This is a genomic window from Methylobacterium sp. Leaf91 (assembly GCF_001422815.1).
In the GTDB taxonomy this organism is placed as follows: domain Bacteria; phylum Pseudomonadota; class Alphaproteobacteria; order Rhizobiales; family Beijerinckiaceae; genus Methylobacterium.
Genome location: NZ_LMMP01000005.1, coordinates 164445 through 184073, shown reverse-complemented (window position 1 = coordinate 184073; position 19629 = coordinate 164445). Strand labels below are relative to the sequence as shown.

The window sequence follows — 19629 nt, the reverse complement described above, 5'->3', positions numbered from 1 at the left end:
TTCAGGCGTTTGATGCGCCGTTGAACTATGCGAGGCCGTGATTCGATTGCGTCACCATTTCTATTGGGGGCCAACATGTCCGACGCGATCCACCCGGCTGCACCGCATCATTTGCCAATATTCATGCCAGCGGCAGACGGGACTGACGTGTTCATGTCGGTCATGGCCGTGGTCCTCGTCCTCGTGGTGATGGCAGCGGGGCTTCTGTTCCTGCGCCTGCATACCTTGCCCGAACGGATGGCCCACAAGAGCCACAAGCTGCAGTTCGAGATCGTCGCCGTGCTGGGGCTGCTCGCCCTCTTCACGCATATCCATCTGTTTTGGGTGATGGGCCTCCTGCTTGCCTTGATCGACATCCCAAACTTCGGAGGGACGCTCGGTCGCATGGCGGGGGCGCTCGAACGGATCGCGGGTCTCCCTCCAGGAACGGGAGCTGCCGAGGTGCCGGAGGACAGCGGGCCGGCCAGCGTCCCCCGGGAAGATGTCTCGCCCGTCTTACGGCCCATCCCGAGGATCGTCCCGGTCAGCACGACGAGGACCTGATCCATGCTTGAGATCTTACTGTGCTCGGTGCTGACAATCCTGCCGGACTATCTTTTCCGACGCTTCGGCCAGGGCAAGCGGTTCGGCAAGGAGATCACGCTCTACTCGGTGTGGTTCGAGCTGAGGTGGGGCATCGTCTCGTGCCTGATGCTTTCCGTGGGTCTCATCACGGTGATCTTCTATTATCACCCATCCACGAAGACCGCGACCCTGTACTACCGGACCGTTCCCATCGTCTCGGAGGCCAGCGGACGTGTCGCCGAGATCTACGTCAACAGCATCAGCGGCGAGGTCAAGAAGGGCGAACCCATCTTCCGCCTGGACAGCGCGACCCAGGAGGCGGCGGCCGAGGCGGCTCGGCGTAAGATCGCCGAGGTCGAGGCGGCGATGGTGGCGGCGCGATCCGAGATTGCGGCGTCCGAAGGCAAGGCTCAGGAGGCGAGGAGCGGCCTACAGCAGGCCATCGACGAACTGGAGACGAAGCAGGAGCTGAACCGGCGGGGCGCTGGGATCGTCGCGTTTCGCGAGATCGAGCGGCTTCAGAATGTCGTGAACGGCCGGCGCGGCGCGGTCGCGGCTGCGACGGCGGCCAAGCAGACGGCCGAAGCGCAGGTCAGCAGTCTTCTCCCCGCCCAGAAAGCCAGTGCAGAAGCTGCTCTTGCCCAAGCCACTGTAGAGATCGCGAAGACCACCATCCGGGCCGGCGTTGATGGACGAGTGGAGCAGTTCACCCTGCGGGTCGGCGACATCGTCAATCCGATCATGCGACCGGCAGGCGTGCTGATCCCCGAAGGTGCCGGACGGAAAGCCATTACGGCGGGGTTCGGGCAGATCGAAGCTCAGGTCATGAAGGTGGGGATGCTGGCCGAGATCACCTGCGTCTCCAAACCCTGGACCGTGATCCCCATGGTGGTGACGAGCGTGCAGGACTTCATTGCCGCCGGACAATTTCGTGGCGGCGAGCAGCTCATCGATGCGCAGCAGGTCGTTCGCCCCGGAACGATCACGGTGTTTCTCGAGCCGCTCTACGCGGGTGGGCTCGAAGGCGTGAAACCGGGCAGTAGCTGTATCGCCAATGCATATACCAGCAACCACGACCTGATTAACTCGGGCAAGCTCAGCACCACCAGAAGCTTGATCCTCCATGCGGTCGATGCCACCGCCGTGGTCCACGCCATGATCCTACGTATTCAGGCATTGATGCTGCCGATCCAAACTCTCGTTTTTAGCGGACATTAATGTGGGAACGGGCAGAAGACCCAGTCAGTCACGGAGCCGATTGTCGGGTCTCCACCCGACCCAGCCGCAGACCTTCCGACCTTCTGTAACAAGTCGAAAGCGGGCGCGACGGCTGTGTCTGTTTCTGCCAAATCCCCGCCAGAAGCAGACGCTGCTCCCCCATCCATCTCGGACGCTCGGGGCGGGTACGATCGGTCGAATTTCTTCAACCACCCGACCCTTGTTGCGCCACGCTCTTTGCCGAACCGGCATCCCCTTCGGCGAAGGGCGCTCTAGCCCACGAGGACGACGGCCTTGCGCGCGTAGGAGCGCCCGTCGATTTCGCCGGCGATGAAGTGGCCCACGTCGGCGCGGGAAATCAGGCCGTTCCGCCAGGATGCGGGCTCCGTCAGGATCTTGTAGCGTCCCGTGGCCGAGCCGGGCGTCAGGACGCCCGGCCGGACGAAGGTCCAGTCCAGGCCAGAGCGGCGGATCCGCATCTCCTGGGCGTCCTTGTCGTCATAGGCCCGCCCGAAGACGAGGCGGAAGGGGATGCGTTGCAGCAGGCCGATGGCGTCACGGCTGTCGCCGGTGCCGAAGCCCGTCACAGCGAGGATGCGCCGCACGCCGGCTTTCTCCATGGCAGGCACCAGCACGTTGGTGGCGGCCGAGAACAGGGTCACCGGCCCGAGCAGGTTCTTCGCCGGCACGCCCAGGGTCTGCACCACGACGTCGATGCCCTCCAGGGCGGATGTGACGTCGGCGGCGTTCAAGGCGTCGCCGGGGAAGCGTTCCAGCCCCTGGTCCGACAGCGACATGGTCGCGGCGGATCGGGCGAAGGCGCGCACGCGATGGCCGGCCGCCAGGGCCGCCTTCACGGTTTCCAGGCCGATGCCCTGGCTGGCGCCGATGACGAGGACGTGGGCCATGTCGGGTTTCCTGACGAGTGTTGTGACTGGCGAGCGGTGTGAAGAGGGAGGGACGGTCGTTCAGGCGGCCGGGACATTCATCTCGAAGCCGAGCCCGGTCTCGTCGATCCGGCGCGTGAAGCGGCCGCCGAGGCTGCGCTCAATGGTCTGTCTCAGCAGTCGGGAACCGAACCCGCCCCCATCGGACGTGACCGTCCCCGAGGAGGCCGACGTCTCCTCCCAATTGAGCGTGAGCGTTCCCTCCGACACGCGACCCGTCACTGTCAGCGTGCCGCCTCCCGAGAGGGCGCCATACTTGGCCGAGTTGGTGGCGAGCTCGTGCAGGATCATGGCGTAATCGTTGACCTTGCCGGGAGGCGCCACGGCGGCGTCCTCGACGTCGATCTCGATGTTGCCGCCGTCGAGGTAGGGGGACAGAATCCGCTCGGCCAGCGTCCGGAGCCTGACATTGCCGTGGTCCCCGGCCTGTGCCCGCGTCGCCAGGGCCGTCGCCTCGTGCAGCACGCCGAAGCGTTGCGACAGGTCCTCGGCGAAGTGAGGAGTCGAGGTGGCCCCCCGGGCGACGATGGCGGTCAGCGCACGGGCGACGGAGAACATGTTCGAGACACGGTGCGCGAGTTCCGCCGTGAGGAGGTGCTCGGCCTCTTCGGCGCGCTTCTGCCGGGTCACGTCGAGAAAGATGGCCTGGACCCACTCGCCGACCTTGCCGGACTCTCCCCCCACCCCGCGGGCGGAGACCCAGCGTGCGTCAGGGCCGTCGCCGATGCGAAAGTCGAAACTGTAGGGATGGGAATCGGCCTCGCTCGCCGCCCAGTCGAGCATCATGGCGCGGCGGTCCTCCGCGTTCACGCGCGCGAAGAGATCGTCGATGGGGACGACGGATTCGGACGTCCCCCAGAACTCGCGGCAGAGCCCGTCGAGTTGGGCCAACCTGCGTGTCGGCGACCAGGCCCACAGGGCGACGCCGCCGCGATGGATGGTGTCGGTGAAGCTGGCCAGCGTCCACTCGTAGCCTGACGACGTCACATCCTCGGCCATGCAATTCCCGATTGAACCTCGAACAGGGTCGATGCCTGTCGCATCGCCGGGGGGACAAGCCGTTTGGCCGCGGTTTGCTCCCTCACGTCATCGACATCCTCCGATCCGCGGCGATAGCGTCGCGTTTCCCATCCTCGGCTTGGCAAGATGGGCGTGCGGCGCTCGCTCGACGGCGGTTCGTGTCGCTCCCGCGGTCGAGATCGTCTTGCAGACTTCGGGCAACCGAGGCCGGACCGCTCCACCCTCTCCCCGCATTCGAGGCTCCGGGTCAGACCGCGGCCGGACCGATCTCCAACTCCACGAGGAGGGGCAGGTGGTCCGAGGCGCGGCGGGCGAGAGGCGTGCGCACGACTTCCATGCGTCGCACCCGCACCTCCGGCCCGACGAAGACATGGTCGATCCGCAGCAGCGGCCAGCGGCTCGGAAAGGTCGCGGAGCCGGATTTCTGCCCGGCGATCCGCCTCGCATCGACGAGATGCGCGGCAAGCCGCCGGTAGGCGGCGGATTGCGGGATGGCGTTGAAATCTCCCATCAGGACGAAGGGGGAGACGCAGTCGGGCGATCCGGTCCAGTCGGGGCCGAGCAGCGCCTTCGCCTGGGCCATCCGCTCCTTCGCCGACAGGCCCAGATGGGTGTTGAAGACTTGCAGCGTCCGGCCATTCGCCGTCACCTCCACCCACAGGGCGCCGCGCGGCTCCAGGCCGGGCCGGTTCACGAGGCCAGGCAGGATGCCCGACCGGACCAGCCGGGACGGAAGGCGAGTCAGGATGGCGTCGCCGTAGCGCTCATCGGCCAGGTGCAGGGCCGGATGGAAATGGCGATCCATGCCGAGACGCCGGGCGATGGTCTCGGCCTGGTCGAGGCCGCCGGTCCGGGCGCGCCCGACATCGACCTCCTGGAGCGCGACGAGATCGGCCCCGCTGGCAGCGATGACCTCGGCCACCCGGTCCGGCGACACGCGCCCGTCCATGCCGCGGCAATGACGGATGTTGTAGGACAGGGCGCGGACGCTGATCAAACGGGAAGGCTCGTCAAACGGGAAGGCTCGTCAAACGGGAAGCACTCGTCAAACGGGAAAGCTCGGGCCGAGGGCGGGAGGGCCGGCTTCGCATGTGGGACGAGACGGGCACGGGCCCTAACTAGAGCGCTTTCCGTCGAAGGGGATGCCGGTTCGGCGCCTAATCGTCGTCGTCGTCCACGGGGGAGCCGGAGGGGATCGGGCTGCCGTTCTCGACGCCGTTCTCGAACATGCCGGGGGGGCCGTCGAAGCCGACGACGCCGTCCGGATTGTCCGGCGACACGTTGGGGTCCACCGGCGGCGGCATGGTCCGGTCGAGGCGGCGCTCGATGCGCTCCTCGCGGCGAAGATCGTCGGTGATCGGCACGTCGCGCGGGCTCTGCGCCCAGGCCTGGGCGGCCGGGGACGCCGCGAAGAGGCCCAGCAGGATAACGGATCCGAACTTCATCTCATGTCTCCAGGCGCCGCGTCGGAGCCGTCTGAAGAGTTTATTGGACCAGGAGCGATAAACGACAGTCAACGATTATGATGAAGAACGATTCATACTGAATCCGCCCGACCCATAGGTCTGCATTGGCAATCGTCGGCCCGTCGAGTGGGTCTCCGGCCGGTCCGCTCAAGCCTGCAGAGCCTGAACTCGGACAGGTCACGCTTGGCCCGGCCCGAACCTCGTCTCGTACAGAACGCGAGATGCTGCGGCTGAGCCTCCCGGCCCCGGCCCGCCCATTGCTAGGCTCCATTGAAGGGGCCGATTTGCCCAACCGTTATCCTCGTTCGGGAAAGGGTCCCCGGACATCAGGACGAAACATCGCCGTGAAACGTTGTCCTAGTCGGTAACGGGAGATCTGAATGGACACGAGCCTCATTGCGATGAACGACGAAGCCAACCGGATCGGATCGGAGCGGCTTCTGACGCAGTTGCGCGAGGAGGGCCTGGTCTATCGTCTCTGGGTCACGGGCACGGCGAAGGGAAGCCAGCTCCACATGCAGGTGGACGGGCTCGACGACGATCTCGAAGACCGCCTCGTCCGCGTCCTCAGGGGACGGGGCATGCAGCTCGATATCCAGCCGCTGACCGCTTGAGCAGCCCCGCCCGGTGAACGGCTCGACCTCCTGCCTCGCGGTTCCTCGGGCTAAGTTGCCGGCGGTCGAGCCGTCCGGCGCATCGACGTCGCGGAGATGGCCCAGAGCGCCAACCCGCCCAGAGCCAGGGCGACGCCGACCCACCCCGTGGAGGGCAGGCCGAACCCGGCGGTGAGGGCGAGGCCGGCGAGCCAGGGACCGAGCGCGTTGGCGAAGTTGAAGGCCGAGTGGTTGAGCGCGGCAGCCAAGGTCTGCGCATCCTCGGCCACATCCATCAGGCGCGTCTGCAGGATGGTGGCGAGGCCGCCGCCGCACCCGATGAGGAACACCACCGGCGCCAGGGTCCAGACGCTGCCCACCGAGAACGGGTAGAGGGCCAGAGCCACGGCCGTCCAGACCAGGGTCAGCCCAGCCGCCGGCATCAGGGCGCGGTCGGCGGCCCAGGCGCAGACGAGGTTGCCAATTGTGAGGCCTACACCGAACACGGCGAGGACCAGCGGGATCGCCGCGGGCCCCGCGCGGGTGACCTCGATCAAGGTCGAGGCGAGGTAGGTATAGACCGAGAACAGGCCGCCGAAGCCGATGGCGCCGATGGCGAGGGTGAGCCAGACCTGACCGCTCCGCAGGGCCCCGAGCTCGCGTAGCGCACTGGCACCCGAAGCCGGTCGTCCGAGCGGCGCAAGGATCCGCAGCGAAACCGCCGTCAGCAACGCCAGGACGGCGACGAGCCCGAAGCTCCAGCGCCAGCCGACGAGCTGGCCGACGACGTTGGCCAGGGGCACGCCCGCCACCGTCGCGATGGTGAGACCGAGGATCACCCGCGAGACCGCCTGGCTCCGCCGCTCCCGGGGGACGAGGGAGGCGGCGACGAGGGCGGCCACGCCGAAATAGGCGCCGTGCGGTAGGCCCGCCAGGAACCGGAACAGCAGCATCCCGTGATAGTTCGGGGCCAGGGCCGACAGGACGTTGCCCAGCGCGAACAGCACCATCAGCCCGACGAGGAGCGTCCTGCGGGCCATCGTCGCCGCGAGCACCGCGATGACCGGCGCGCCGACGACGACGCCGAGCGCGTAGGCGCTGATGACGTGGCCGGCCGTCGGCGCGTCGATGCCGAGATCGGGCGCGAAGGACGGAAGCAGGCTCATCGTGGCGAATTCGGTGGTGCCGATGGCAAAGCCGCCCATCGCCAGGGCGGTGAGGACGAGGCCGGGATGCCGGCTGGGCGCTGCATCCGGAAGGCTGAGAGCGCCGGAGCGGGTGTCGAGGGTGGTGCCGGTCATCGTGCCGCTTTCAGGTCTCGTTCGCGGTCGCCGCGCAAGGTGCAGGCCGCGTGAAGCAGGGCGAGATGGCTCAGGCCCTGCGGTGTGTTGCCGAGATGGTCGCCGGTCTCCGGATCGACCATCTCGCTCATCACGCCGACGCCCCTGGCGGCGGCGCGCAGCGTGCCGGCGAAGATCGCCTCGGCCTCGTCCTGCCGGCCGAGTTCGGCCAGGGCCTCCACGAGCCAGAACGAGCAGGCGATGAAGGCGCCCTCCTCCCTCTCGGCTCCCGAATAACGATAGAGAAGCGGGCCGCGCCCGAGTTCCCCGCAGATCGCGTCGAGGGTGGAGGACAGGCGCTCGCGCCCGTCGAACCCGAAACGGACCGCCAGGATCAGGGAGGCGTCGAGTCGGTCGGTACCGGGATAGAACGTATAGGCTTGGCGCGCCTCAGACCAGCAATGCTCCTCGATCCAGGCCTGGATCCGGTCGCGCTCGCGCGACCAGCGCGGCACGCAGGTGGCCGCGATATGGCCGGCCTCCGCCAGTTCGACGGCGCGGGCGAGCGCCTGCCAGGCACTGATCTTCGACATCGTGTAATGCTGCGGGACCTCCAATTCCCAGATCCCGGCATCCTTCTGGCGCCAGCGGTCGGCGCATTCGTCGGCGAGATCCGCCAGGACCGTCGCGCTCTTCTGGTCGAGGATGTTGCCGTCGGCGACGAACAGGGTCGCGGTCTCGAAGATGTCGCCGTAGATCCCGTGCTGGTGCTGGTGCGCCGCCGCGTTGCCGACCCGGACCGGGCGCGAACCGCGATAGCCGGCGAGGTCGAGGGAGGTCTCCTCCGGCACCTTGCCGCCGCGCAGGGTGTAGAAGACCTGCGCCCCGTGCTCGTGCAGGCGCGCGATCAGCCAGGAGAAGGCGGCCTTCGCCTCCGGCATCGCGCCGATCCGCAGGAAGGCGTTGACGGTGTAGCCGGCATCGCGGATCCAGGCGTAGCGGTAATCGTAATTCTTCGGGCCGCCGATCCGTTCGGGCAGGGACGAGGTGGCGGCGGCCGCGATGGCGCCGCTCGGCGAGTAGAGCAGCAGCTTCAGGGCGAGGCCGCTGCGCCGTACTTCGGAGCGGTGCGGGCCGTCATAGCCCAGCCCCTCTGCCCAAAGCCGCCAGGCATCGTCGCTGATATCGATGCGTCCGTCGATTTCCGCGATGGTGGGGATGCCGAGCGGCTCGTCCTCACCGGCGAGAAGCGCCACGACCGCGCGCTCTCCCTCCTCCACCGTCACCGTGGCGGCGATGGTGCGGTCCTCCTCCTCGATGACATGGACGTTGTCGCTGAAGCGGATCACCCCGAGCACCGGGCCGACATGGAAGACGCAGCCATTGGGCGTCGGCTGGAGCCAGGGCGAGAGGGTGTCGCCGCGCGTGCCGAAGACGGCGCGGATCCGGAACGTCACCGTGCCGGAAACGCCTTCGAGCCGGCGCGCGAGTTCGCACCAGGGCAGGCGGCCGGCACGGCTGCTATTGAGGGATTCGGTCACGCGTGCGGTGCCGGTCGCGGTGGTGAAGATCGTCTCCAGCACGTTGCTGTCGGTGCGGTAGCGCCGCTCCATCGTGAACGGGCCATCGGGCCGAACTTGGAAATAGCCGCCGTTCTCCGGCTCGAGAAGCCGGTCGAACAGGGGCGGCGAATCCATCTCGGGGACGCACCACCACGCCACCGCGCCGTCCGGGCCGACGAGGACGACGGAGCGGCCATCGCCGAGCGGGGCGTAATCCTGGATCGGATATTCCGTGCCCTCGGGATCGATGCGAACGGGTCCGTCCCGCGAGGATGACGCCTCGCGGGAGTTGCACCGTGCATCGACGGTGAGGTCGGTGCCCGCCTGGGCTCGGTCATTCATTACGGGACTTGTGGAGCGAGGGACGGGGGCGGTCTGGAAACGGCCGGGCTAGTTCAACGGTACCTTGTCCTTGCCCTTTCCGGGATTCGACGTGTTGACGAGCTCCGGCGATTTCTGTGCCGAGAGCGTTTGCTCCTGGCTCTTCGGGTCGATGCGCTTGGCGCGGGTGAAGGGTTCGAGGGTCTGAGACGTGCCGGTCTGCAGGGCGCGGACGATGCCTTCGATCACGCGGAGATCGGCGAGGCCTTCCTCGCCATCGGGCTCGGGCTCGCGGTCGTCGAGGATGCAATCCGAAAAGTACTTCAGCTCGCCGCCGAAATGATCGGTGTTCTTGAAGCTGGCGTGGCTCTTGTCCTCGCCGATGGTGACGGTGTGCTCCAGGGGCTTGCCGTACATGTAGGCCGGGTTGACCTCGACGCTGCCCTTGGTGCCGACGACCGAATAGCTGTCGAGGGTATTGCCGTAATAAGACAGCACGAACTGCGCGATGCGGTTCTGCGGGAAACGGAGCGTCACCGCGACGGTATCGTCGAAATCGCCGAGGCCGGCTTCGGGGTGACGAATGCCCACGGCCGACACCACCTCCGTCGGCTCGTCGCCGAAGATGTAGCGGGCGGCGTTGATCGGATACGGACCCATGTCGAAGATCGGGCCCGCTTCGATGCCGCTCGTCGCCCGGTGGTTCTCGGGCGAGACCATCTGGGTGAAGGTCGAGGAGAAGGTCAGGAGGTCACCGAGCTGGCCGGAGCGGATCAGGTCGATGGTCGCCAGGGTGCAGGGCTCGAAATGCAGCCGGTAGGCCACCATGAGCTTGGCGCCGGAGGCTGTCTGCGCCGCGATGATCTCTCTCGACTTCTCCGCCGAGATTTCCAGCGGCTTCTCGACGAGGACATGGATGCCGGCCTTGAGCGCCGGCACCGCGAACTCCGCATGACGCCAGTTCGGCGTGGCGAGATAGATCGCGTCGATCGTGCCCGAGGCCAGCAGCGTGTCGAACTGCTCGTAGCCATAGGATTCGGTCACGCCGTATTGCGCGCCGACGCCGCGCGCCTTCTCCGGGTCGCCGGTGACGAAGGCGACGACCTCCGAATTGCCGGTGTGCTTCACGCCGGGCAGCATGGCTTCCTGCGTGATGTCTCCGAGGGCGACGAAGGCGTAGCGGACCTTTTTCGAGGATGTCAGGCCGAGGGCGGAGGCGATGCTCATGCGGATGTCCGTGCGGTTATGCGTGTCGTGCGGCCTTGGCCGGCGTGGAAGGACAGGCCGAGCCGAGGCGCCCGCGATGTCGGGCAAAGCCGGCAGGCTACGCGACGGCAAAAGGCCCGGCAGAGCGCCATGTCGGCCGCGCGCCGGCTGTGATGAGAAAGGAACGTTGCGTTGCAGCGAATGTTTCCGCGTCGGCCGGTCGCGCCCGTCCGTCCCCGGCCTCAGCGCGAGACGGCGAGGCGCAGGATGCGCGACAGGTCGGCCACCGAATAGGGTTTGCGCAGGAGCTCGAACCCATGGCTGCCCTCCTCGGCGAGGACGTGGCTGTAGCCCGAGGTGAGCACGATCGGCAGATCCGGCCATTTGCGGCGGATCGCGTGGCCGAGATCGATGCCGTTCATGCCCGGCATGACCACGTCGGAGAAAACCACCTCGAAACCGGCGGAGTCGCGCGCCAGGGCGTCGAGGGCCCGCTGCGCATCCGTCACCCAATGCGTGACGTAGCCGAGTTCCTGCAGGGCCTGGGTCGCGAAGGCGCCGACTTCCGCGTTGTCCTCCACCACGAGCACGCGGGTGCCGTGCCGCTCGGCCAGGGGCGGCGGCTCGCGCACCGGCTCGGCCGCCACGGCCTCGCCCGCCGCGCGCGGCAGATAGAGGGTGAAGGTCGTGCCCTGGCCGAGGCGGCTTTCCACCACGACCTCGCCGCCCGATTGCTTGGCGAAACCGAAGACCTGAGACAGGCCGAGGCCGGTGCCCTGCCCCACGCCCTTGGTGGTGAAGAACGGCTCGAAGATCCGGTCCAGCATCTCGGGCGCGATGCCCGAGCCGGTATCGGCGACGGAGACGGCGACGAAATCGCCCCGGATGCGGGGATGCGCCCGCACGGCCGGAATGGTCGTGGCGCGGCGGACCCGGATGGTCAGCCGGCCCTCGCCGTCCATGGCGTCACGGGCGTTGACGACCATGTTGACGAGCGCCGTGTCGAACTGGCTCGGATCGGCGTCGATGAGGCAGGCCAGCGGCTGTCCCGCATCGTCCCGGCCGGTCTCGATCTGGGTCACGACCTGGATGCGCGCGCCCGTGAGGGTACCGACCATGTCGGCCACGGAGGCCACGCCCTTGGCGACGTCGAAAACCTCGGGCGTCAGGGATTGCCGACGGGCGAAGGCCAGGAGCTGGCCGGTGAGCTTGGCCGCGCGCGTCACCGTATCTGAGATGGCGTCGACATAGCGCCGCCGGCGCTCCTCCGGCAGGTCGGGCCGGCGCAGGAGGTCGGTGGAGGACCGGATCACGGTCAACAGGTTGTTGAAGTCGTGGGCGACACCGCCGGTGAGCTGGCCCACGGCTTCGAGCTTCTGCGATTGGCGGAGCTGCTCCTCCAGGGCCTTGCGCTCGGTCACGTCGCGGCCAGCGGCGTAGAAATGGTCACCCTGCGGAATCGCGTTCCAGGAGACCCAACGCTCGTTGCCATCCGCCGCCAGCTGCCGGATGTCGAGGTTGTCGAGGATGGCGCCGCTGCGCAACCGGTCCATGGCCTGCTCGGCCGCCTTGCGGTCGTCGGGATGCACGAAGGCGTCGAACCGCGCGCCGACCAGGGAATCGGCGGGCCAGCCCAGCATCTCGCTCCAGGCCGGATTGACCGACCGGTAAATTCCATCGAAGCCGCAGATCACGAGGAGGTCGCGGCTCGCGCGCCAGACGAGGTCGCGCTCCGTGGTCCGCTCGCGCGCCGTCGTCCTCAGCACGGTCTCGGCCTCGCGCCGGTCGGTGATGTCGTTGAACAGGATGGCGACGCGCCGCTGGACCGGCTCCCCGATGCGCAGGGCGTGTACGTCGAACCAGCGGCCCAGCGTCACCGCCCCGCTCTCGAACCGCACGGGATTGCCGCTCAGCGCGACCTCGCCATAGGTTTCGAGCCAGCGGGGTTCGATGCCGGGAATGACTTCGCTGACCCAGCGGCCCTCGACGTCGCCGAGGCCGGCCTGCCGTTCGAAGGCGGGATTGACCTCGATGAAGCGGTAATCGATGGCGCGACCCGTGGCGTCGAACCGCATTTCGACGATGCAGAACCCGGCATCGATGGCGTCGAACAGCGTCCGGTAGCGGGACTCGCTCTCGGCGAGCTTGCCCTCCTCGGTGCGAAAGCGGGTGACGTCGAGCTGGCTGCCGAAGAAGTAGCGCAGGCGCCCGTCCCGGTCGAAGACGGGGCTGACATAGAGCTCGTTGCGGAACGGCGTTCCGTCGCGGTGATAGTTGATGATCTCGACCACCACGTCGCGTCGCGCCGCGATGGCGTCGCGCAGGCGCGCCACGTCGGCCGGGTCGGTTCCCGGCCCCTGCAGGAACCGGCAATTGTGCCCGACGAGTTCCTCGGCCGAATAGCCGCACAGGTCCTGGAAGGCGCGGTTGGCGAAGACGATGGGATTGTCGGGCTGGTTCGGGTCGGTGATGATCTGCGGCATGCGGGTCTTCTCCGCCGCCGTGAACAGCAGTTCCGGCCCCGCCGCCGAGGTTTTCTGGCCGCTGTCCGGGGAATGGATGCCGGACGCGATCTCCGCTTTCAGCCGCGCGATCTCGGCCTCGAGTTCGGCCTCGCGCCGCCGCAGCCGATCGATGTCGTCCTCCATACTGCCCGTTCCCATCCGGCCGCCGCATTCACTCGGGCTTCGAGGACCCCAACGGGCGAACGCGCGGTCGGCTCCCTAACTCAGGTTGGGGAGACTGTCGCGCATCCCTCGATCGCCCTGCCCCGTGGCGCGAGCGCGGGGACGGCGGCGGTATTCAGCCGCGTGCGTCCTCGTCCCATTCCACCCGCGGATAGGAGACCGGGGGCTCGCGCAGCGCCCAGAGTCCCAGGCATCCGACGGCACAGACCGAGGCGCTGATGTAGAGGATGAGGTCGAGCACGAACGATGTCCTCGCGACGGGTTGGCGACGCGGCATTCTCCCGTGGCATGGCTAAGAAAGCCTGAACGCCCGCGGGATGGCGACGGTCTAGAACCGCTCGTCGCGCAGGCGCGAGGCGCTACGGCGCGGTGGCGCGCCGGCTCGCGGCGAGGGACGCGGCCTTGCCGCCTGCCGCATAGAGGTCGAGGCGGGAATACAGGCCGAAGACCGAGCCGTCGTCGAGGAAGCCGCCGGCCGGGCCGAGGGTGGCGGTGAGGATGGCGTTGGCCTCGTCCAGGGTCACGGCCGGAAAGGCGGCCGTGAGGAGGTGTCCGGCCTCCGGCGCGACCCGCGCGACGTCCACCGGCTGGCCCGACCGGTCCCGATGCACCACCGGCAGGCCGTAGGTCTGGGTGGAGGCGTAGAAGGCCCCGTTGGCGGCGGCATCCTTGAAGCGGCTCCGGTCGGCGGCGGCGCAGGCCGCCACCGTGTCGCCGCAGCGCTCGCGAAGGAAGGCCTGGAGTTCCGCGCGCGCCGCTTTCAGGGCCTCGGGATAGTCGGAGATCGTCACCGCGCCGTCGGTGGCGCGGCTCATCTCGTTGTCGATGGCCGGGTTCGCGCGGGTCTGACCCACATAGGCGGGGTCGTTGGCCAGCAGATGGGCGACGGCATGGAGTGCCACCGCCCTGCCCCCGAGCACGTCCATGGCGTAATGGGCGCCGACCACGATGCGGTTGTTGCCGTACTCGGCCCCGCGCGCGATCATCTGCTGGTAGCGCTCGGGCACCAGCAGGGCGAGGAGTAGCGATTCCGTGTAGCCGTAGGTGGTGTGGCCGCTCGGATAGGACGGGCTGTCCGTGAGGTTCTGTTTCGGCCCGCGCAGCCAGTCCATGCTGTGGGAGGCGGCGCCGAAATAATCCTCGCCGCGATAGGCGAGAAGGCTCGGCTCGGTCTGGAACGGGCGCGAATTGCCGAAGGCGTCGGCACCCGGCGTTCCGGCGGGACGGCCATAGGTCTTACCGAAGACATCCGTCGTGCCGCCGACCTTGGTGAGAATGGCGCGGGCGGGTTCGGAGACGGGGGCCTCGCCATTCGTCGTCGCGTTGGCGAAGAAGTACTTCCCCGCATTCGAATCCGACTTGGTGATGTTGTTGGTGTAGCCGATCAGGCGGGCGAGGCTGCCCGAAACACTGGTGAAGGTCTTGAAGTCCTCGTAGCGCGCCTTGGCCTGGTAGGCATCTCCCAGTGCGGTGCCGAGGCCGTCGGCGAGCTGCGCGGCGTTGCCGTCGGTGATGAAGCAATCGCGCAGGGCGAGGCGCTGCTGCTCGGCGAAGGGCAGCAGCAGGGGCTGCGGGTGCCGCCCCATCTGGATGTCGCCGGTGACCGTGAGGTTCGCCGCCAGCGCGGCCTTGCCCTCCGCCGTCGCCGGCAGGGCGCTCACCGGCGCCAGCCCGCGCAGCGCCTCGAGATTCGTCGCCGATTGTGCCAGCGCGTGAGCGGGCGCCAGGGCGAGGCATGCGATGAGCCCGAGCGTGCGGGCCGTGTTCGTGCGTGGTCTGGTCATGGCACCGGAATCAGGCTGTCGTGGCGGTGGCGCAGGCTAGCAGAGTGCTCCGCCCATCGCCGCCGGTTTTCGCGGCGGACCACGCGCACCATTCCGTGACGCCTGCGTGACCCATTCTCCGGCGGCGGGGCGAGGACCGCCCCTGACGGAATGTTCCTCGGAGACTTATCCGCGCTTGGCGCTAATGGTGCATCTCGGCTCCCACTGAGCCAAAGCCCATCGGGACCGATGACCGCCCATAAGCCGCTATCCATGTGTTGCCGCATGATCCCCCGCCTTCGCCAGCCGTCGCCGGTCGAGCGCCGGTCGTGTCCGTTCGGCGAGGCCCGCGGGCCCGGTCCGGCACGAGGGGAATCGGCGTGAGCGAGCTCGACGGCTGGGCCGAACGCCGCCGCATCGCCGAGCAGGCGCGGGGCGAGCGCGCATGGTCCCTGTGGGGCCCGTATCTCGCCGAGCGCCAATGGGGGACGGTGCGGGAGGATTACAGCCGCGACGGCAATGCCTGGCGTTCGCTGCCGCATGAGGAGGCACGCTCGCGCGCCTATCGCTGGGGCGAGGACGGGCTGGCGGGGATCTGCGACGAGCGTGCACAGATGTGCCTGTCCCTCGCCCTGTGGAACGGCCGGGACCACATCCTGAAGGAACGGCTCTTCGGCCTGACCAACGAGGAGGGCAATCACGGAGAGGACGTCAAGGAGGTCTATCACTACCTCGACGCGACCCCGAGCCACGCCTACCTCAAGTTCCTCTACCGTTATCCGCAGGCCGCCTTCCCGTATGAGGACCTCGTCCGCGAGGGGCTGCGCCGTGGCCGTGATCAGCCGGAATACGAGATCGAGGCGACCGGAATCTTCGACGGGGACCGGTTCTTCGACGTGACCGTCGAATATGCCAAGGAAGATATCGACGATATCCACGCCGTCATTACCGTGACCAATCGCGGTCCGGACGCCGCCGACCTGCGTGTCGTGCCCCAGCTCTGGTTCCGCAACATCTGGTCTTGGCGCGAGGGACCGGCCGAATCGCGCCCGCGCATGGCGGTCCAGCCCGATGGCGGCATCGCCTGCGAACATCCGCGCCTCGGCCGCTACCGGCTCTCCTTCGACGGCGAGCCGGAGGTGCTGTTCTGCGAGAACGACACCAACCTGCGCCTGCATGGCTGGCAACCCGATGCCGCCGGCCCGTTCAAGGACGGGCTCCACGCGGCCATCGTCGGGGGCGACGAATCCGCCGTGCGGAGGGATGGGGGCACCAAGCTCGGCCTGCATTACGCCTTCCGCCTCGCGCCCGGCGAAACCCGGCGGGTCACCCTGAGGCTGTCGGCGGGGTCGCGGCCCCGTCCGGTCGACCACGAGGGCGCCATCCTGCTGCGCCGCGTCGCCGAGGCGGATGCGTTCTACGATGCGTTGCAGGACGGCATCGCCGATGCGGATTCCCGCGCCATCTTCCGGCAGGCCGCCGCCGGGCTGATCTGGTCGAAACAGTTCTATTGCTTCGATGTGCGGCTCTGGCTGAAGGGCGATCCGCTCCAGCCCGCCCCTCCCCACGAGCGCGATGGCGGGCGCAACATCCACTGGCGTCATTTCGCCGGATCCGACGTGCTCTCGATGCCGGACAAGTGGGAATATCCCTGGTTCGCGGCCTGGGACCTCGCCTTCCACTGCCTGCCGCTGGCGCTGCTCGACCCGGATTTCGCCAAGAAGCAGCTCCTGCTCCTCACCCGCGAATGGTACATGCACCCCAATGGCCAGCTTCCGGCCTATGAATGGGAGTTCGGCGACGCCAACCCGCCGGTCCATGCCTGGGCCACCTACCGGGTGTTCGAGATCGACCGTGACCGGCGCGGCGGGCGAGGCGACCTCGCCTTCCTCGAAGGCGTCTTCCACAAGCTCCTGATCAACTTCACCTGGTGGGTGAACCGCAAGGATGCGGACGGCCGTAACGTCTTCCAGGGCGGTTTCCTCGGCCTCGACAATGTCGGCGTGTTCGACCGGTCGCGACCGCCGCCCGGCTTCGGCCGCATCCACCAGGCCGACGGCACCGCCTGGATGGCGATGTATTCGCTCAACATGATGCGCATCGCCCTCGAACTCGCGCTCCACAACGACGTCTACGAAAGCACCGCCTCCAAGTTCTTCGAGCATTTCCTCCTCATCGCCGAGGCGATGACCGACATGGGCGGCGAGGGCTTCGGCCTGTGGGACGAGGAGGACGAGTTCTACTACGACGAGGTCGACATTCCCGGCGGCGGGATGCTGCCGTTGCGGGTCCGCTCCGTGGTGGGGCTGGTGCCGCTCTTCGCCGTCGAGGTGATCGAACCCTCGGTGCTGCAGCGGCTGCCGGATTTCGCCCGGCGCCTGAACTGGCTCCTCGAGAACCGCCCCCACCTCGCCTGCCTCGTCTCGCGCTGGGACGAGGGCGGTGTCGGCGACCGCAAGCTGCTGTCGCTCCTGCGCGGCCACCGGATGAAGGCGCTGCTGCGGCGCATGCTCGACGAGGCCGAGTTCCTCTCGACCCACGGCGTGCGCTCCCTGTCGAAGGCGCATCTGGAGCGGCCCTATTCCCTCAACGGGTTCGGCGACGCGTTCACGGTGCGCTACGACCCGGCGGATTCCACATCGAACATGTTCGGCGGCAATTCGAACTGGCGCGGCCCGGTCTGGATGCCGATCAACTACCTCGTCGTCGAGGCGTTGCGACGGTTCCATTCCTATTACGGCGACGATTTCGTGGTGGAATATCCGACGGGATCGGGTGTCTTCGTCACCCTCAACGCCATCGCGGACGCCCTCACCGACCGCCTGATTTCCCTCTTCGCCAAGGGCGAGGACGGAAAGCGCCCGGCCTTCGGCGATCGCCCGCCGATCGCCTCCGCGCCCGGCGCCGAAGAGGCCCTGCTGTTCCACGAGTTCTTCGACGGCGATACCGGCCGCGGCCTCGGCGCCTCGCACCAGACCGGCTGGACGGCGCTGATCCTCAACCTGCTGCACCAGAAGGCGCGCCAGACGGAGGTGGAGAAGGGGAGAGCGGCGGACTGACGGGCCATGCGAGGGGCAACCGAACGGCCATGCCGCAGCCACGAACCTCGATCCGTCTTGTTGTGGTGCTGCAACACCACGACGAATTGATGCCCATCCGGAAACGAGATGTAGTTTAGAAATGTCGTTCGGGAGAACATTTGTCCCGAAAAGACAAAGGTTTGCTCACTTGAAAGACGAGTTATTTAGAAAACATACAAAGTACCACCCGGCTTGCATAATGAGCGGCTCGCTTCTTTGCTCGGAGGCACGGTCATCAAGCGATGCTGCCATGATCCAAAGTGGGTGGTACTGGTATCATGCCAACGGTTTCAGTCGATGCGCTGCATCGTAGCGAGGGCCTGAAGCTTCAACGCTTTCTGCTTCGGCTGCTCGACAATCCCGCCGACGCCGCCGATGCGATGCAGGAAACCTATCTCCGCCTCATCAAGGCGCTCAACAGGACCGAGATCGAGCACCCGCCGATCTTCCTGTTTTTCGTGGCCCGCAACGTCGCCAACAGCTTGGGAAAGCGTCGCCGGTTCGAGGCCGATCTGTTCCGGCAGGTGACGGACGTACACCTCGCGAGCGGCGTCGACGAGACGATCCGCACGGAGGAGCAGGTCGTCGCGCGCCAGCAGCTCCGCTTGGTCGCGGCCGCCATCGACGAGCTGCCGCCACGGTGCCGGGAGGTCTTTCTGCTCAGTGCCTTCGATGGACTCGCGAACGGGGAGATCGCAGCGCGGCTCGGCATCAGCCGCAACATGGTCGAGAAGCACCTCATGAAGGCGCTGCTTCATACACGCCGTCGCTGCGCCGACTTCTTCTAGTGTTGCGATGCTCCGACCCCGTATGTCGTGAGCTTGCGATCCGGCACGTCCGCTATGAAGGACCGGATCGGCCTATCCCCCCTCGGCACATCGATAGAGCGGCATGAACGAAGGCGTCTCACCGGATGCATCGCCCGGAGGGGAGGACGATCCCGTCTATGAGGCCGCCGCCTTCTGGGTCGTGCGGCTTACCTCGGCCGATGCGAGCGGCGCCGATCGAAAGGCCTTCGAGGTCTGGCGCGGGGCCGATCCGGCCCATGCCGAGGCCTATGCGGAGATGGAGACGTGGCGTCGAACCATGGGCCAAGTGCCCGATCCGCGCGAGCGTAAGTCCAGGCGGGCCGTGGGGCTGAGCGCCGTCGTAGCGATCGCCCTCGCCGGAATCGCGGGGGCTCAGCTCGGTCTGATCGATCGCCTGCGGGCCGATGCGTGGACGGGTGTGGGCGAGATCGAAACCCGCACCCTGGTCGACGGGAGCCGGATCGACCTCAACACCGACACGGCGGTCGCGTTGCGTTTCACGGCCGAGGAGCGCGCCGTCGATCTTCTCCGAGGCGAAGCGGTGTTCGATGTCGTGCCCGATCCTCGGCGTCCCTTCATCGTGCGCGGGAACGGTGTCAGTGCCCGCGCTGTCGGAACCCGCTTCTACGTGCGGGTCGATGGAGCCGCCGATCCCGTCGGCGTTGCCGAGGGGCGTGTCGATGTCTCGACGGCGGTCGGTCACACGCTTCTCCATCCGGGTGAGGTCGCGTTCCGGGACGAGGGCGACCGCCCCGTCGCGCGGCAGGGAAATGTCGCAGAGGCGATGTCGTGGCGAGACGGTAAGCTCTCGTTCTCCGGCCAAAGCCTCCGGCAGGTCATCGCCGAACTCGAGCGCTATCGGCGCGGCCGGATCTTGCTGATGGATTCCTCCGTCGGCGAGCGGCGCTTCAGCGGCACGCTCGATCCGCGCGATACCGACGAGGCGCTCGACGTGCTGGTCACCGCGATGGGAATCCGCGTCACCCGCCTGACGCCGTTCGTGGTCCTGGTGCGTTAGAGCGCTCTCCGCCGAAGTGGATGCCGGTTCGGCGAAAAAGAGCGCGGCAAACAGAGGCTTAGAGATGTGTCCCGACCCAACGTGGTCGGGCGCAG

General features: G+C 67.6%; 16 protein-coding genes. 6 read left to right on the top strand and 10 right to left on the bottom strand.

Features of this window, described 5'->3' with window-relative positions:
* Positions 1–75: 75 nt before the first annotated feature.
* Positions 76–543 carry a hypothetical protein gene (locus ASF32_RS06995; protein ID WP_056425410.1) on the top strand — a complete coding sequence of 156 codons (468 nt, stop codon included), beginning with the start codon at positions 76–78 and terminating at the stop codon, positions 541–543.
* Between the two features lie 3 nt (positions 544–546).
* Positions 547–1782 carry an HlyD family secretion protein gene (locus ASF32_RS06990; protein ID WP_056425407.1) on the top strand — a complete coding sequence of 412 codons (1236 nt, stop codon included), beginning with the start codon at positions 547–549 and terminating at the stop codon, positions 1780–1782.
* 272 nt (positions 1783–2054) lie between these two features.
* Here the strand turns inward: ASF32_RS06990 and ASF32_RS06985 are convergent, their stop codons facing one another.
* From ASF32_RS06985 to ASF32_RS06970, 4 genes are all read right to left on the bottom strand, one after another.
* Entirely contained in the window at positions 2055–2690 is a 636-nt protein-coding gene (locus ASF32_RS06985) for an SDR family NAD(P)-dependent oxidoreductase (protein WP_056425404.1), read from the bottom strand.
* Positions 2691–2750: 60 nt separating this feature from the next.
* Positions 2751–3728 carry an HWE histidine kinase domain-containing protein gene (locus ASF32_RS06980; protein WP_056425401.1) on the bottom strand — a complete coding sequence of 326 codons (978 nt, stop codon included), beginning with the start codon at positions 3726–3728 and terminating at the stop codon, positions 2751–2753.
* Positions 3729–3996: 268 nt separating this feature from the next.
* Positions 3997–4746: an endonuclease/exonuclease/phosphatase family protein gene (locus tag ASF32_RS06975; RefSeq protein WP_244477993.1), complete on the bottom strand. Its 750-nt coding sequence runs from the start codon at positions 4744–4746 to the stop codon at positions 3997–3999.
* 160 nt (positions 4747–4906) lie between these two features.
* Positions 4907–5194, bottom strand: coding sequence for a hypothetical protein (locus ASF32_RS06970; RefSeq protein ID WP_056425399.1), 288 nt, complete (start codon positions 5192–5194; stop codon positions 4907–4909).
* A 401-nt stretch (positions 5195–5595) separates the two neighbouring features.
* Between ASF32_RS06970 and ASF32_RS06965 the strand changes: the two genes are divergently transcribed.
* Entirely contained in the window at positions 5596–5829 is a 234-nt protein-coding gene (locus tag ASF32_RS06965; protein WP_056425396.1) for a hypothetical protein, read from the top strand.
* A 50-nt stretch (positions 5830–5879) separates the two neighbouring features.
* Here the strand turns inward: ASF32_RS06965 and ASF32_RS06960 are convergent, their stop codons facing one another.
* The 6 genes from ASF32_RS06960 to ASF32_RS06940 all read right to left on the bottom strand — a co-directional run bounded on the left by ASF32_RS06960 (position 5880) and on the right by ASF32_RS06940 (position 14648).
* On the bottom strand, positions 5880–7109 hold the full coding sequence (locus ASF32_RS06960) for an MFS transporter (protein ID WP_056425393.1): 1230 nt from the start codon (positions 7107–7109) through the stop codon (positions 5880–5882).
* Complete coding sequence (locus ASF32_RS06955; RefSeq protein ID WP_156467712.1) at positions 7106–8992, bottom strand: glycoside hydrolase family 15 protein; 1887 nt, start codon at positions 8990–8992, stop codon at positions 7106–7108. The genes ASF32_RS06960 and ASF32_RS06955 overlap by 4 nt, the downstream gene beginning before the upstream one ends.
* A gap of 48 nt (positions 8993–9040) precedes the next feature.
* Entirely contained in the window at positions 9041–10198 is a 1158-nt protein-coding gene (locus ASF32_RS06950) for a Gfo/Idh/MocA family oxidoreductase (protein WP_056425390.1), read from the bottom strand.
* A 221-nt stretch (positions 10199–10419) separates the two neighbouring features.
* Positions 10420–12825: a PAS domain S-box protein gene (locus ASF32_RS06945; protein WP_056425388.1), complete on the bottom strand. Its 2406-nt coding sequence runs from the start codon at positions 12823–12825 to the stop codon at positions 10420–10422.
* A 154-nt stretch (positions 12826–12979) separates the two neighbouring features.
* A complete protein-coding gene (locus tag ASF32_RS26810) occupies positions 12980–13105 on the bottom strand; it encodes a hypothetical protein (protein WP_280136546.1) in 126 nt (41 codons plus the stop codon).
* A gap of 118 nt (positions 13106–13223) precedes the next feature.
* The gene (locus ASF32_RS06940; RefSeq protein WP_056425385.1) at positions 13224–14648 is read right to left on the bottom strand and encodes a phosphatase PAP2 family protein; all 1425 of its coding nucleotides are present in this window, start codon (positions 14646–14648) and stop codon (positions 13224–13226) included.
* A 359-nt stretch (positions 14649–15007) separates the two neighbouring features.
* Here ASF32_RS06940 and ASF32_RS06935 point away from each other — a divergent pair, with 359 nt between their 5' ends.
* The 3 genes from ASF32_RS06935 (at position 15008) to ASF32_RS06925 (ending at position 19534) form a co-directional block, all read left to right on the top strand.
* The gene (locus ASF32_RS06935; protein ID WP_056425382.1) at positions 15008–17686 is read left to right on the top strand and encodes a glucosidase; all 2679 of its coding nucleotides are present in this window, start codon (positions 15008–15010) and stop codon (positions 17684–17686) included.
* Between the two features lie 299 nt (positions 17687–17985).
* Complete coding sequence (locus ASF32_RS06930; RefSeq protein ID WP_082470168.1) at positions 17986–18495, top strand: sigma-70 family RNA polymerase sigma factor; 510 nt, start codon at positions 17986–17988, stop codon at positions 18493–18495.
* Between the two features lie 103 nt (positions 18496–18598).
* Entirely contained in the window at positions 18599–19534 is a 936-nt protein-coding gene (locus ASF32_RS06925; RefSeq protein WP_056425375.1) for a FecR family protein, read from the top strand.
* Positions 19535–19629 lie beyond the last annotated feature (95 nt).